This is a genomic window from Paucibacter sp. JuS9 (genome assembly GCF_044043925.2).
Classification (GTDB): Bacteria; Pseudomonadota; Gammaproteobacteria; order Burkholderiales; family Burkholderiaceae_C; genus JAUASW01.
The window spans coordinates 250,903-265,213 of sequence record NZ_CP194172.1; the positions used below are offsets into that span (position 1 = coordinate 250,903).

At 67.7% G+C, this 14,311-nt stretch carries 12 protein-coding genes; 3 read left to right on the forward strand and 9 right to left on the reverse strand.

Features of this window, described 5'->3' with window-relative positions:
- Positions 1-153 precede the first annotated feature (153 nt).
- From ABT392_RS01040 to ABT392_RS01070, 7 genes are all read right to left on the reverse strand, one after another.
- Positions 154-2,358: a molybdopterin-dependent oxidoreductase gene (locus ABT392_RS01040; protein WP_395384339.1), complete on the reverse strand. Its 2,205-nt coding sequence runs from the start codon at positions 2,356-2,358 to the stop codon at positions 154-156.
- 94 nt (positions 2,359-2,452) lie between these two features.
- Positions 2,453-2,908 carry a hypothetical protein gene (locus ABT392_RS01045; RefSeq protein WP_395384338.1) on the reverse strand — a complete coding sequence of 152 codons (456 nt, stop codon included), beginning with the start codon at positions 2,906-2,908 and terminating at the stop codon, positions 2,453-2,455.
- A gap of 204 nt (positions 2,909-3,112) precedes the next feature.
- Positions 3,113-3,637, reverse strand: a complete 525-nt coding sequence (locus ABT392_RS01050; protein ID WP_395384337.1) for a protein tyrosine phosphatase family protein — start codon at positions 3,635-3,637, stop codon at positions 3,113-3,115.
- Between the two features lie 13 nt (positions 3,638-3,650).
- Entirely contained in the window at positions 3,651-4,421 is a 771-nt protein-coding gene (locus ABT392_RS01055; RefSeq protein WP_395384336.1) for a LytR/AlgR family response regulator transcription factor, read from the reverse strand.
- A 14-nt stretch (positions 4,422-4,435) separates the two neighbouring features.
- Complete coding sequence (locus ABT392_RS01060) at positions 4,436-5,512, reverse strand: histidine kinase (RefSeq protein ID WP_464970879.1); 1,077 nt, start codon at positions 5,510-5,512, stop codon at positions 4,436-4,438.
- Positions 5,509-6,642 carry a sensor histidine kinase gene (locus ABT392_RS01065; RefSeq protein ID WP_334279136.1) on the reverse strand — a complete coding sequence of 378 codons (1,134 nt, stop codon included), beginning with the start codon at positions 6,640-6,642 and terminating at the stop codon, positions 5,509-5,511. Before ABT392_RS01065 ends, ABT392_RS01060 begins: the two co-directional genes overlap by 4 nt.
- 132 nt (positions 6,643-6,774) lie before the next feature.
- The gene (locus ABT392_RS01070) at positions 6,775-7,815 is read right to left on the reverse strand and encodes an MBL fold metallo-hydrolase (protein WP_395386792.1); all 1,041 of its coding nucleotides are present in this window, start codon (positions 7,813-7,815) and stop codon (positions 6,775-6,777) included.
- A gap of 141 nt (positions 7,816-7,956) precedes the next feature.
- Between ABT392_RS01070 and ABT392_RS01075 the strand changes: the two genes are divergently transcribed.
- Complete coding sequence (locus ABT392_RS01075) at positions 7,957-8,595, forward strand: TetR/AcrR family transcriptional regulator (RefSeq protein WP_334279134.1); 639 nt, start codon at positions 7,957-7,959, stop codon at positions 8,593-8,595.
- Positions 8,592-9,191: a DUF1134 domain-containing protein gene (locus ABT392_RS01080; RefSeq protein ID WP_334279133.1), complete on the forward strand. Its 600-nt coding sequence runs from the start codon at positions 8,592-8,594 to the stop codon at positions 9,189-9,191. Before ABT392_RS01075 ends, ABT392_RS01080 begins: the two co-directional genes overlap by 4 nt.
- Here ABT392_RS01080 and ABT392_RS01085 read toward each other — a convergent pair.
- Together ABT392_RS01085 and ABT392_RS01090 are read right to left on the reverse strand one after the other, a co-directional pair.
- Complete coding sequence (locus ABT392_RS01085) at positions 9,188-10,744, reverse strand: diguanylate cyclase domain-containing protein (RefSeq protein WP_395384333.1); 1,557 nt, start codon at positions 10,742-10,744, stop codon at positions 9,188-9,190. The two genes, ABT392_RS01080 and ABT392_RS01085, sit on opposite strands and share 4 nt — an antisense overlap.
- A gap of 140 nt (positions 10,745-10,884) precedes the next feature.
- Positions 10,885-11,577: a GGDEF domain-containing protein gene (locus tag ABT392_RS01090; RefSeq protein WP_334279131.1), complete on the reverse strand. Its 693-nt coding sequence runs from the start codon at positions 11,575-11,577 to the stop codon at positions 10,885-10,887.
- 95 nt (positions 11,578-11,672) lie between these two features.
- Here ABT392_RS01090 and ABT392_RS01095 point away from each other — a divergent pair, with 95 nt between their 5' ends.
- Positions 11,673-14,255, forward strand: a complete 2,583-nt coding sequence (locus tag ABT392_RS01095; RefSeq protein ID WP_334279130.1) for a sensor domain-containing diguanylate cyclase — start codon at positions 11,673-11,675, stop codon at positions 14,253-14,255.
- Positions 14,256-14,311 lie beyond the last annotated feature (56 nt).

Below are 14,311 nucleotides of genomic sequence, written 5' to 3' on the forward strand. Positions count from 1 at the left end.
GTACGGAGACAGAAACACTCAAGAGCAGTCAAACGGGGAGTTGAAACTGAAGCGAGCCGCTCGCGTAAAACATGCGGGGCTGCAGTGTGAAGACCTTGAAGAAACGGTCTCGTGTGGTTCTATGGACTCGAATGTACCACAGCCGCAATGCCCCTAGATGGCACAGACCTCCACCGGCACGCCAGAAAGTACCGCATTGCCCGACAGCGGGTCGCGCAGGCCTTCGGCCAGAAGCGCGTTCATGTTGGCGCCGGGTCGCTGTGCGGCCAATTGCAGGCGGGCGCCGGGCAGGTCATGGCCCCAGCCGTGCGGCAGGCTGACCACGCCCGGCCCCATGTCGGTGCAGAGGCTCACCGGCACGACGATGCTGCCGGTGGCGGTCGTGAGCCTGGCCATCGTGCCGTCAGTGAGATGCCGCTTGGCGGCTTCGTCCGGATGAATCAGCAAGGTGCAGCGCTGCGGCCCTTTGGCAAGCACCGGCAGGTTGTGCATCCAGCTGTTGCCCGAGCGCATGTCGCGCCGGCCTATCAAGAGCAGGCCATTGCTGGCTTCAGGCATGGTGAGCTGTGCCAGCTCGTCGAGCAGCAATGGCGGCGCGAGCTCGATCCGGCCTGATGGCGTGCGCAAAAGTTCGGGGATGCGCGGCTGCAAGGCACCGAGATCGATGCCGCCTGGCGCTGCCTTGATCTTGGCGAGGCTGATGCCTTCCGGCTTGAGACCGAAGCGGTCGCCGTAGGGGCCACTGCGCAGCGCGAGGTCGATCAGCCGTTCCGGACCGCGTTGCTCGCCGAGCGCGCGCATCACGCCATCTGCCTGATCGCCAGCGAAGCGTTTGACGTCAGCAGCGATGGCTGCGTCGTCCAGCGCCTTCACATCGACATTCACGCCGCGGCCCTCGACCAAGGCAGCCAGGCGCAGCAGCGTTTCCCATTCCTCGGGCTGGCCTTCAGGGCGTTCGAACACGGGCTCCGAGAAGCGCGCATGGTTGCGGAAGGACAGCTGCGGGAAGGCCATGTCGTAGTGCATGTCCTCCAGCGGTGACAGGCCCGGCAGTATCACGTCGGCATGCCGGCTGGTCTCGTTCAGGTAGATGTCCAGGCTCAGCATGAAGTCGAGCTGGTCGAGCGCCCTCGAGAGCCGCGCGCCGTTCGGCGCCGACAGCACAGGGTTGGCGGCGAGGCTGATCAAGGCCCGCACCTGGCCTTCTCCGGTGCTTTCGATTTCTTCGGCCAGCAAGGTGATCGGCAACTCGCCAAACACCTCGGGCGCACCCGAGACACGGCTGTGGCGCCGGCCCGTGCTCACGCCCTTGCCGCTGCCGGGCTTGCCGGCGGTGTTGGCCGCAAAGGCCGCGGCCTTCGGAAACATCATGCCGCCAGGCGCATCGAGGTGGCCACTCAGGACATTGAGCACGTCGACCAGCCAGCTGTTGAGCGTGCCATGGCGCTGTGTGCAGGTGCCGATGCGTCCATAGACCGCGCCGGCCTTGGCCGCCGCCAGTTCGCGGGCAAGGCGTCGCTGAATGTCCGCGGCGATGCCGCAGCCAGATGCCATCTTCTCGGGCGTGAAGCCCTGAACTGCGGCGCGCAGTGCTTCCAGCCCGTTCAGATGCTCGGCCAGGCGGCCCGGCCTGACAAGGCCTTCGGAGAAAAGCGTGTTCACCATGCCCAGCAGCAGGAACACATCGCCACCCGGCTTGATGAACACATGCTCGTCGGCCGCGGCTGCCGTTTCATTGCGGCGCGGGTCGATCACCGTGATGCGCCCGCCCCGCGCGCGCATGGCCTTGGCCTTGCCGCGGTAGTCGGGCACGGTCCAGAGGCTGCCGTTGGACACCATGGGATTGGCACCGAGTATCAGGAGCCAGTCGCAGCGCTCGATGTCGGGCACCGGGATGGAGAGCCAATGGCCGAACATCAGGCCCGAGCTCAGCTGCTTGGGCATCTGGTCCAGCGTCGAGGCGCTGAAGATATTGCGCGTGCCCAGCGCCTTCACCAGCCTGGGGAAATAGGCGAGCAGGCTGATCTTGTGGGCACTCGGGTTGCCGGCAACGGCGGCGACCGAGTCGGGCCCATGCTCGCGCAACACAGGCAGCAGGCGGCGTTCGATCTCGGCAAAGGCCTCATCCCAGGTCGCCTCGACGAACTGCCCGTCGCGCTTGATCAGCGGCGTGCGCAGCCGGTCGGGGTCTTCGTGCAGGTCTTTCAGCGAAGCGCCCTTGGGGCAGATGAAGCCGCGGCTGAAGACGTCGTGCTCGGCGCCGCGGATGCTCACGACCTGCGGCCCTTCGGTGCGGATCTCGAGCCCGCAACAGGCTTCACACAGGGAGCAGATACGGTAGTGGGTGCGGCTGGACATCGGCGGGCTCCTCGCTGGCTTGTCGCCGGCTCGGGCCCATTGTGAGCCGCAAGCTGTCGCGCCGCTGGTCACCGGTGCGACAGCTGCCGGCGCCTCATTGGATCTGCAGCAGGGCCACCGTCTGGCGGCCGGATGAGCGCTGGCCGGCAGGCTCATCGCGGAACACGATCTGGAACGCGAAGCGCTGCGGCTCGGCCGCTGCCGTGGCGCAATTGAGGCCGCGCACCGCGCGGCGCACAGAGGGGTGATAGTCGCGCGGGCCACCCCGCGTGCTGAGCACCTGCACCTCGTCGCCGCGCAGCTCGAACTGCACGTCGACCACGCCGGTGGCCGGGCCGTATTTCCAGACATTGGCGAGCGCCAGCGGCAAGGCGGCGTCGATGCCGGGGCAATTGGCGCGTACATCCAGGCGTGGCGCCGCCGCAGCCTTTTGCGCATTGATCTCGACCCGTTGCAGGTCGGCCGCTCCTTGTGCGAGAGCGCCGGTGGCCAGGCCTGCGAGGGCGATGGCGATTGCAAGCCGGGCGCGCCGGCTGATGTCCAAAGTCATGGTGAGCTCCTGTTCTTCGTCCTGAGTGCTTGTCGATGAATAACAGCAGTAGTGGCCGGCCATGCACGGCGCTCTGCCACACGCCGGCAGGACAAATCTAGGAGCCTGCCCTGCGCAAGAACAGCGCAGGCCGATGAAGCGCCGGCTTTGTGGCTTGAACTGCGGCGCTGCCGCGCCGACCGGCGTTCGTCGCCGTGTGAAGCATCAGAAAGGATCGAAGCTGACGCCGCTCTTGCGCAGCCGCTCGAGCATCAAGGCCTTCCAGGGATCTTGCGGCGTCCATACTTTCGACACGGCATCCCAGGCCAATTGAGGATCGGCCTTCTCGGCCAGCACGCGGTAGATGAAGGTGAGCGTCGAGGCGCGCATATTGACCTGGCAATGCACCAGCACCTTCTTGTTCCGCAGGCCCTTGAGCAAGGCGGCGAAGGCTTCGTAGTCGGCGTCGGCGGGGCGGTCGAAGCGGATCGGCACATTGGCCCAGATCAGTCCTTGCTTGCCGACGATCAGCGGCTCCTCGCGCACCGCATCGCCGACCGTGGGCGGCGCCAGATAGATCACGGCCTCGAAGCCTTGCTGCGCGAGCGTGGCCAGCCAGGCGGCCGAAGGCTGGCCGGAGGTGACCAGCTTGGTGTCGATGGCAATCAGATTGGGCGGCGGCTCTGGTTCGGCGGCGGCCAGGCCGCTGACCAAGGTCAGCGTCAGCAAGGCCCTGCTGGCATGCTTCATCGCGCGCGCTCCCTCACATCTGCTTGAACAAGTGCACGTAGCTCTCGGCCACCAGCAGCGCTTCGTCGCGGTGCTTGAGCTTGACCTGCATGCGGCCGCGGAAATCGCGCGTCACCGCCGCCACGGCCATGGCGTTGACCAGGGTCGAGCGGTGGATCTGCCAGAACTGCTGCGCGTCCAGCTCGTCCACCAGCTCCTTCAAGGGCTTGCGGATCAGTGCCTCGCCTTCGCGGGTGACGACGCGGGTGTACTTGTTGTCCGACTGGAAGTACAGCACCTCGTCCACGGTGATCAGCTTCAGTGCCTGGCCGACTGTGGCATTGATCCAGCGCAGCGGCGCGCGCGGGCTGCCGCCGGACCGGCTGCCCAGCTGCTCGAGCACGCTGCCCAGCTCGGCCGGTGCCTGGCCCTGCTGCAGTCGCTGCTTGAGCCGGCTGATGGCGGTGAACAGGCGCGCCGGCACCAGAGGCTTGAGCAGGTAGTCGACGGCGCCTTGATCGAAAGCGGCCACGGCGTACTGGTCGTAGGCGGTCACGAAGACCACATGGCTGCGGCCCGCGACCTGGCGGGCCACGTCGAGGCCGGTGGCACCGGGCATCTCGATGTCGAGGAAGAGCAGGTCGGGCTGGTACTCGTCCAGCATGCGCAAGGCCTGCACGCCGTCGGCCGCCTCGGCGACGATGGTCAGCTCGGGCCAGAGCTTGCCGAGCTGTTCGATCAGCTCATGGCGCAGCGTTTCTTCGTCTTCGGCGACGACGGCGGTGGGGTGGCTCAGGCTTCGCATGGTGCTTGTTCCGGTCAGGGCAGTACCAGCGTGAACAGCGTGCTGGCAGTGTCGCTGCGGCAAAGCATGCGAGCCTGCGTGCCCGCCAGCAGCGTCAGACGCTGGTTCAGTTCGGCCAGCTCGTTCACGTCGCCGCACAGGCCTGGGCCATCCAGCTCCAGTGTGATGACCAGACCTGTGTCGCGGCGCTGTGCGCTGATCTTGCAAGTGCTGGGTGCATGCTTGCCTGCGCGCAGCAATGCCCGCTGCAGGAGCGGCAGGAGCAGCATCGGCGGCAGCGCGTGCAGGCCCAGGCCATCAGGCCACAGGCGCACGAGCTGCGGCGCACGGGGCTGCAGGTCGCGCATCACGTCCAGATAGCTGTCCAGCAGATCAGCCTCGGCTTCGAGCGTGGTGCCGGTCTCGCGCAGGCGCGGCAGTGCCACGCGCAGGTAGCGGATCAGCCGTTCCATGCGCAGTGCGGCATCGGCTTGTTGCCGGTCATAGGCCTGTTCGATGTCGACCAGCGCGTCGAACAGCAGCTGAGGCTCGACCTGGGCCTGCAACGCGGCCAGGCGGGAGGCCATGGCACGGCGGCGCAATTGCACCTGCTCGGCCAGCACCTGCTGCAGGTCATCTGTGGCGCGGCGCTGGCGGCGCAACATCTCGCTTGCGGCCACCACCAGCGACGCGGGCAGGAACACCTGCAGAGTGAACGAGATCAGCAGCATCGCGTCCATTGTGGGCATGGGCTTCTTCCCCTTGGCGACGACCAGATGGGTGAGCGAGGGCCAGGGCAGATGCAAGGTCAGCTCCCAGATCGTCAGCGCTGCCAGTACCGACCCCAGGAGGGTGGCCAACGCCAAGCGCCAGGGGCGTTGCGGCGAGTGCTGGCTTGAGCGGTCGGCCGGCAGCCAGCACAGCATGATCACGGCGGCGGCCGCCAGCGAGGTGACCAGGTGGTGCGTGACCACGTCCCAGAAATGATGGCCGGCGTCGTAGCGAAGCAGGTCGCTGAGGTCGATGGCGCTGAACATCAGACTCAGACCCAGGATCAGCAGCGCTTCGGTACTGCTCAGCGAGCGCCAGGCATTGAGCAGCTGCCGCATCATGCCGCGCCCCCCTGCATCGGCATGCGCAGCCGGGCGACGACGCCACGCGGCTCGGCGGCCTCGAGCTCCAGTACTGCTTCATCGCCGAACAGCGCGGCCAGTCGGGCCCGCGTGTTGGCCAGGCCGACGCCGCTGCCGCCGGTGCCACTGAAGCCCTGGCCGTTGTCGCGCACTTCGACGATCAGGCGGTCTTCGCCTTCGTGCCGGGCCTGGATCTCGATCCGGCCGCCCTCGGGCAGCGGCGCCAGGCCATGCTTGATCGCGTTTTCCACCAACGTGGGCAGCACCATGGGCGGCAGCCTTGCGTCGCTCAGGTCGGCATCGCTGGCGATGCCGAAGGACAGGCGTTCGCCCATGCGCATCTGCAGGATGGTCAGGTAGTTGCCCACCAGGTCGAGCTCCTGGCCCAGCGTCGAATCGGGCCGGCGCATATTGGGCAGGGCTGCGCGCAGGTAGGCGATCAGGCTGCGCAGCATGTCGCGGCCGCGCTCAGGGCTGGTCTCGAACAGGCGCTTCACATTGGCCAGGGTGTTGAAGAGAAAGTGCGGCTCGATCTGGGCATTCAGCGCCGAGACCTGGGCCTCGAGCTGCTGGGCCTGCAATTGCTCGTGGTCGCGCTGCACGCGTTGCAGCTCGGCCCGGGTGTCTCGCTCGCGCTGCTGAAGCAGCAGCAAGGCATAGCCGATGCAGCCCAGCACAAACCACAGACCCGAGGCCGAGACGAACCAGCTGAACACCAGCTCCTGCATCGGCTCGCCCTTGCCCCAGGTATACACAAGCATGCGAACCCAGGTGCCGCCCAGAGCGCCCGCAGCGACCGCCACGCCTTGCAGCAGGAGCCGGGCCACTCCGCGCAGGCGCCATTTCGCCAGCAGCGCCTCGGCAACGGCAATCAGCAGCAGCACCGTGAAGCCCGCCAGCAGGGACTGGCGTGTCAGCACGGTCAGGCTGGCCAGCCAACTCCACAGGGCGCTGTACTCGTTGATGCTCATCGAGAACATCCGGGACAGCGCATGCACGAAGCAGATCGCCAGCACGGTCAGGCTGCTGCGCAGGTTCACCACGTCCCGGAACGCTGCGGCCGGGCTGGGCGGCGCGCTCAAGCGGAGCGAGGCGGTGGAAGCAGTCATGGGCGCATTGTGTCGTGCCCCAAGAGGGGGCAGTCTGTCATGCGACGAAGCCGGCTGCAGGGCGACGAAGCCGGTCTGGCCCTGGGGCTCGCTGCGGGAAAGCCCGCATGAAGCGCCGTTTCAATACCGATTTCAGCCCCGGTTTGAGCGCCACCACGCCGGGCCGGCCGCCGGTGCCTGGATGTCGATGCGCTGGCCGATCTGCGGCGTGCTCAAGGCCACGCCGCGGTCCGCAGCCAACTTGGAGATCCGCTCGAAGGGCTCGGTCCAGCCGTGCAGCGACAGGTCGAAAGTGCCGTTGTGGATGGGAAGCATGTGCCGGCCGCGCAGGTCGATATGTGCCTGCAGGCTCTGCTCCGGCATCATGTGGATGTCGGCCCAGTCCTCGTTGTAGGCGCCGGTTTCCACCAGGGTCAGGTCAAACGGCCCGAAGCGCTCGCCGATGGCCTTGAAGCCGCTGAAGTAGCCGGTGTCGCCGGTGAAGAAAACGCGGCTCTCGCGGCCCAGCATCACCCAGGACGCCCACAGCGTGCGGTTGCCGTCGTTCAAGCCTCGGCCCGAGAAATGCTGGGCCGGCGCGGCGATGAAGCGGGTCTGGCCAACCCTGATTTCCTGCCACCAGTCCAGCTGGCGCACCTGGGCCTTGTCCACGCCCCAATGGATCAGCCGGTCGCCCACACCCAGGGGCGCGAGGAACAGCCCGGTCTTGCCGGCCAGGGCCAGCACGGCGGCCTTGTCCAGATGGTCGTAGTGGTCGTGCGAGAGGATCACGGCCTTGATCGGGGGCAGTTCCTCGATGCTGATCGGCGGCGCATGAAAGCGCTTGGGACCCATGAACTGAACTGGCGAGGCGCGTTCGGCAAACACCGGGTCGGTCAGCCAGAACTCGCCGTCCAGCTTCAAGAGCAGGGTCGAGTGGCCCAGGCGCCAGAGGCTGCTGTCCGGCGCGGCGAGCAGGTCGGCGCGGGTCAGCGCCTGCACCGGCACCGGCGTATCGGGGCGGGTGCCGGCGGGCTTGTTGACCATGAATTTCCAGAACACCGAGAGCGTCTTGCGCCAGCCCATGGCCTGGCGCGGCGCGGCGTTGCGAAAGCGCCCCTCGACCTGCTGCGGCGAGCCGCTGTGGTCGGCGAACGAGGGAGCGGTGGCTTGGCAGACGGTCAGCAAGGTCATGGCGATCACCAGGAGGGTCAGGAGGGCGACGAGAAGGCGGCGCTTCATGGGTACATCTAAAAAGTACACTGCACAGTGTAGTGTTAAATCCAAAAAAGTAAACCCCGCGGTGTAGTATTGGACGAATTCCGAGGATTCCCCATGAACGCAGCGAACGAGGACGAACCCCAGCGCCTGACCGACCGCAAACGCGAAGCCATCGTGACCGCGGCCGTGGCCCAGTTCCGCCAGCACGGCTTCCAGCGCGCCAGCATGGACGCCATTGCCGCAGCGGCCGAGGTCTCCAAGCGCACCGTCTACAACCATTTCCCCAGCAAGGACGAGCTGTTCGCCGAGATCCTGCTCCTGCTGTTCCAGCGCAGCACCGCCCTGGCAGAGCGCGCCTATTCGTCCGAACGGCCCTTGAGGGAGCAATTGCGCGAGCTGCTGGCCGCCAAGCTGCATTTACTGAGCGATACAAGCTTCCTGGACCTGGTGCGGGTCGCGGTGGCCGAGATGATGCACAGTCCGGAGAGGGCGCGGCACATGGTCGAGCGCCTGGGCGAGAAGGAGCGGGGCCTGGCCGATTGGCTGAGCGCCGCGCAGGCAGATGGACGTTTGCTGCCGGTCGATCCGCAATACGGCTCGGCCTTGCTGCAGGGGCTGCTCAAGTCGCTGGCCTTCTGGCCGCAGCTGACCATGGGCCAGCCACCGCTGGCCGGCCCCGATGGCGAGCGCCTGCTGGACGACTGCGTTGACATGTTTTTGAGCCGCTATGCGGCAGGGGACGACAAACCATGATTGCTGACACCCGAAGTTCAAACACCCACCCGACCCGGCGCGAAGCCCTGCAATTGCTGGCCGCCGTGCCCGCGCTCGCAGTGACACCGGCCTGGTCCGCGGACGACGAATCTTCGACCTATGACCAGGACTCGGTGCTCGCCGCCGCGCTGGAGTTCTTTGGCACCGGTGCCGCCGGCATCGCCAAGGTGATCGAGAAGGCTTTCAAGGAGCAGGGCCGTCCGAATGGCTACATCAAGGGCGAGGAAGCCAGCGCCGCGCTGACCATCGGCCTGCGCTATGGCGACGGCACGCTGCAGATGAAGAATGGCGCCACCGCCAAGGTCTTCTGGGCCGGGCCCTCCATCGGCCTGGACGCTGGCGTCAATGCGGCCAAGGTCTTCACGCTGGTCTACAAGCTGCCGAACGTGGCGGCGATCTATCGCCGCTATCCGGGCGTTGAAGGCAGCCTCTATTACGTGGGTGGCGCCGGCATCAACTACCAGCGGTCCAAGGGCGTGACTCTGGCGCCCATCCGCCTTGGCGTTGGCCTGCGCACTGGCGCCAGCGTCGGCTACCTGCACTACCGGCGCGAGAAGTCGATCAATCCGCTTTAAAAACTCCAGCGGTTCTTGCCGGCCTTCTTGGCCTTGAACATCGCGCCGTCTGCGTCTGCCAGCAAGGCCTCGATCTCGAAGGGCGGATGCTCGGCCACCGCGATGCCGATGCTGCAGCCCAGGCCGTCCGGCAACTGGCCGACGCGGCTGACCAGCCGTGAGCTCACCGCCATCGCTATATGGCGCAAGGCCGAGGCCGGCGCACTCAGGAAGACGCCGAATTCGTCCCCGCCCAGGCGGCCGGCGCAGTCATCGCCGCGGATGCAGTCCTTGATCAGGGCAGCCACCCGCACCAGGGCCGCATCGCCTGCCGCGTGGCCGCGGCTGTCGTTCAGGGCCTTGAAGCCGTCCAGGTCGATATATAGCGCTGCCATGCAATGGCGGCGGCGCAGCGCTTCGGCGGCAATGCGCTGGCCGCTGCTGATGAAGAGCGGCCGCCGCGCCAGGCCGGTCAGGCCGTCAAGCTGGGCGCGGGCGGCCTGGTCGCTGGCGGCGCGTTCGTTCTCGGCGGCATTGACCAGCGCATGCGCCACCACATGCAGCTCGCGCACATTGAAGTTGGCCGATTCACTGGCCAGATCGGCCGGGCTGGTGCTGTGAAAGGCAGCCACCTTGCGCATCTGCCGGCCGAGGTACAGCCCCAGCGCCAGCGAGAAGGCGATGCTCAGGGCAATGCAGACGGCGCCCAGCAGTGCCAGCTGCAGCAGGGTGCGGCGCTCGGCCTCCTGCAGTTGCGAGCGGGGCACGCCGGACACCACATGCCACGGCGCGCCCGCCACGGCCACATGGGACATGCGCATCTCGCGGCCCTGCATGTCCAAGGTATCCGCCACGCTGCCGTTGGGGCGCTTGAGCAGGGCCTGCACACTCTCGGATGCCTGCCGGCCGACCAGGCGCTGCGCGTCGCTGCTGCGTGCCAGCAGCAGGCCATTGCCATCCATCAAGGCCGTGCCCAGTTCGCCGCTGAGGGCGGTGTGCGCCAGGTGCGCCGACAGTGTCTGGCTGCGTATCGCCAGCCTGAGTTCGTGCATGCCCAAGGTACCCAACTGCACCGGCACCGACAGCGCAACCTCATGCTGCTTGTGCCTCTCATTGAGATAGAGCGACGAGACCACCATCTCGCCTTTTTGCAGCCGCTCGAGGGCATCCGCGGATTGCGGGTGCAGGGGCAGCTCGCCGCCCAGGGCCTGCTCGGTGCTGAACAAGACCTGGCCCTGGGTGTTGATCAGGCAGATGTCGGCCGCGTCAGGATGCAGTGGCCGGGCGGCGACAGCCAGCTCATGCAGGCCGGCGACATCGCCTTGCTGGGCCGGCTTGGAGACGGTCAGCACGCGCAGCATGGCCTGTGCCTTCTGCAGCACCATCTGGGTTTCGGCAGCCCGGTCTTGCGCGACCGAGAGCAGATAGCGGTCGCGCTCGGCGCTGCGCTCGCCGATCATGCGCTGGCCGGCATAGATCGCAAAGCCGAGGAAGGGCAGCAGCGTGAGCAGCGAGATCACGAGCATCCACTGGCTCAGGCTCAGCCGGAAGCCTCTTGTTCTGAGCGACAGCATGGCCATCTCGCGCGGAGCGACCTCCCGTTGGAATCTTCACGCCATGGTAGGCAGGGCGCGACAGCGCGACCATGGCGGCAACCCTTGCTTCGCCACCGCCCTGCCTGGACGGGTTCATCCACCGAGGGGGAGGGTGGACCCTAGTCGGCGAGCAGGCCGGCACGCACGCAGTTGCGGCCCTCGCGGCGCGCCGCCTGCAGGCCCGCTTCGGCACGGGCGAGCAGCTTGTCCAGGGCTTCGCCACCACGCAAGGCGGTCAGGCCGATGCTGACGCTCAGGCCGCCCGCCGTGGCGCTCAAGCCTGACCAGTCATGCGCCTTGACGGCCCGGCGCACGCGTTCACAGGCGTTGCGGGCGGCGGCCAGCTCGATGTCCAGCAGCACCAGCAGCAGCCTGTCCGGTCCGTGCCTGAGCGTCAGATCGTGAGCGCGGCACTGGGCACGCTGCAATTGCACCATCTGCATCAGCGCCGGCTCCAGCGTCTCGCTATTCAGGGCCTGGTCGGCCTCCAGCAGTGCGACGCAGAGCGGCTTGCCAGCGCTCGCCAGTGCGGGCCAGCGGGCCTCGAGAGCTGCGCGATCACTGAGACCGCCGACGCCGGCCTCGTCGCGCCCGAGGCGATGGAAGGCCTGGTAGAAGCGCAGGGCCAGCTCGAAGTCGCCACAGCGTTCCGCCAGGGCGCTGAGCCGTTCGGCCAGCGGCGCGGCGCCGGCTCCAGACAACTGCGGCAGCAGCGCCCGGGCCTGGGCGAGCGACCCGGCCCGGTCCCCCTGCGAGGCCAGTGCCTCGGCTGTCATTGCCACCTGCAGCAGGGGCTTGTTGCGATCGTCCATCGCGCAAGAATAGCCCGGTGTCCAGCCGCCAACCAGCGGCGAGGCGCCCGTACACTCAGCGACCCCCAGCCCCGCCCCTCGGACCTACCGCCCTCATGCCCTTCCACGTCGACCTTGCTTCCTGGCGCAAGCGGCTCAATTCGTCACTGGGTCGCATCACCATCGCAGTGGGCCTGCTGCTGGTGCTGGTCGCGCTGAACGTGCAATTGCTGCTGCGACTGGAATACCAGGCCGACGTCGAGCAGATCCACACCGATGCCGAGCGCAGCGCGCAGAAGCTGGCTGCCCATACCAGCGCGGTGCTGGACCGCGCTTCGCAGAGCCTGGCTCTCCTGACCCGGCTGCACGAAGCGACTGGCACGGGCCGCCCGCTGCCGCAGGCCGCTGAACTCTTGGGCACCGAGGGACTGGAAGCCTGGCTGGTGGCCGACGCCAATGGCCTGGTGATCGAGTCGGGCGGCAAGGTCCCGGCTTCGGTCAAGTCCACCGCGTTTTTCCGGCGTGCCGGCAAGCTGGAGCCCGGCGCTGTCGACCTGGGCGAAACCGAAGTGCTCAGCGGCGCGGGCAAGCAGCCCCTGCTGCCACTGACCCGCCGGTTGAACGGGCCCAGCGGTGAGTTCCTGGGCTGCGTCACGGCCCTGATCGCCCTGCCGCAACTGATCTCGCCCGAAGTCCGCCATGAAGCCAGCGGCACGGCGCTGAGCCTCCTGGGCCGGGATGGACGGATCCGGGCGCGCTTTCTTGAAGACAAGTTCAGCCACGGCGAACTGGTCGATCTGGTCAAGATGCGCGAGCGACTGGCCACTTCTCGCGAGCAACTGGAGCCGCTGGCAAGCCGGCTGGACGGCCAGCGCCGATTCATCGCCACTGCCGACTTGCCGCGCTATCCGGCGGTGGCCCTGGTTGGCCTGCGCGCCGAATCCGTACTGGCCAACTACCAGCGACATCGCCAGCGCGTGCTGCTGACCGCGCTGGTCGTGACCGCCCTGCTGCTGGGCGCGGCGGTGCTGCTGTTCATGCAGTCGCGCCGGCTCGAGGCCAGCCGCCACCGCCTGCGCGCCGCCGAAGCACGCTTGCGGGCGACGCTGGACGGCAGCCTCGATGCCGTGCTGGTGATGCGCGCGCAGCACGATGCGCGCGGCCAGCTCACTGATCTGCTGGTGATCGATGCCAATGCCCGTGCCACGGCGTTGCTGAACGTGCGCGAACCCATCGGCCAGCAGTTCAGCGCGCTGCTGCCGGCGGCGCGCGAGAGCGGCATCCTGCAGGAGTTCGAGCTGGCCATGGCCAGCGGCCAGACCATGGTCAGCGAGCGGCTGGGCCATTCGCCTCATCTGGTCGACCGCTGGCTGCAGCACCAGATCGTGCCGCTGGACGATGGCGTGGCCCTGTTCAGCCGCGACATCAGCGAGCGCTACCACACGGAGCGTGCCCAGGCCGAGCAGCGGCGCTTCCTGCAGAACCTGCTGGACGTGTTGCCGCTGGCCGTCTACGCCAAGAGCACAAGGCCGGCCACGATGGGCCGCTACATGTTCTGGAACCGAGCGGCCGAGCGCTGCTTCGGCATGACCGCCGAGCAGGTGGTGGGCCACACGGGGCAAGAGCTCTTCGACCCGGCCGACGCAGCTCGCTTTGACGCCCAAGTCGCGTTGGTGCTGGCCGAGCGCCGGCCGCGTCGCTTCTCGGACCAATTGGCCGTGAGTTCGGGTGGCCGACAGTACCTGGACATCCTCAAGGTGCCGGTGATGGGCGACGACGGCCAGGTCGACCACCTCCTGGTCGTGGCTGAAGACGTGACCGAGAAGCGGGGCAGCGCCGAGCGGCTGCGCCTGGGCTCGCGCGTGCTCGCCGAGACGGCAGACGCGGTACTGATTTGCGACGCGCAAGACCAGATCATCGATTGCAACCCGGCATTCGGGCATCTGACCGGCCATCACATTGGCGCCTTGGTGGGCCGCCCGGTCAGTGCTGCGGGCCTGCCGCTGTTTGACGGCGGGCCGGACGGCGATGCGGTGCGCTGGGTCGGCGAATCGCGCCTGGTCTGCTCGGACGGCCGCGTGCTGGACATCTGGCTCAGCGTCAACCGCATCCACGACGGCGAGGGTCAGCTCACCCACCATGCCCGCGTGTTCAGCGACATCTCGGCGCTCAAGCGCCACCAGGCCGAGCTCGATGAAATGGCGCGCCTGGACAGCCTGACCGGCCTGCCCAACCGCCGCAGTTTCGATGAGCGGCTGCCCGAAGCCCTGGCCCGGGCGGGCCGCAGCAAGCATCTGCTGGCCTTGCTGTTCATCGACCTGGACGGCTTCAAGAAGGTCAACGACACGATGGGGCACGCCGCCGGCGACCAGCTGCTGTGCGCCGTGGCCGAGCGGCTGAAGGCCTGCGTGCGCACCGTCGATGCGGTCTTCCGCCTGGGTGGCGACGAGTTCACCGTCATCGTCGAAGACGCGGGCAGCCAGGCCGACGTGGGCCGGCTGTGCGAGCGCATCCTCGAATTCCTGAGCCAGCCGCATCTGCTGGCAGCCGGCCGGCCTGTGGTGACGCCCAGCGTCGGCGTGGCGCTGGCCACGCCGGGCGAGGCGCCGGACAGCCTGCTGCGCCGGGCCGACGATGCCATGTACGCTGCCAAGCGGGCCGGCAAGGCACGCTATTGCGTGGCACGCCCCCTCGACTGAAGGCCGAGCACCCTTGGGGAGGCGGGGCCCCGGTGCGCCACGGCCACTGACGCCTC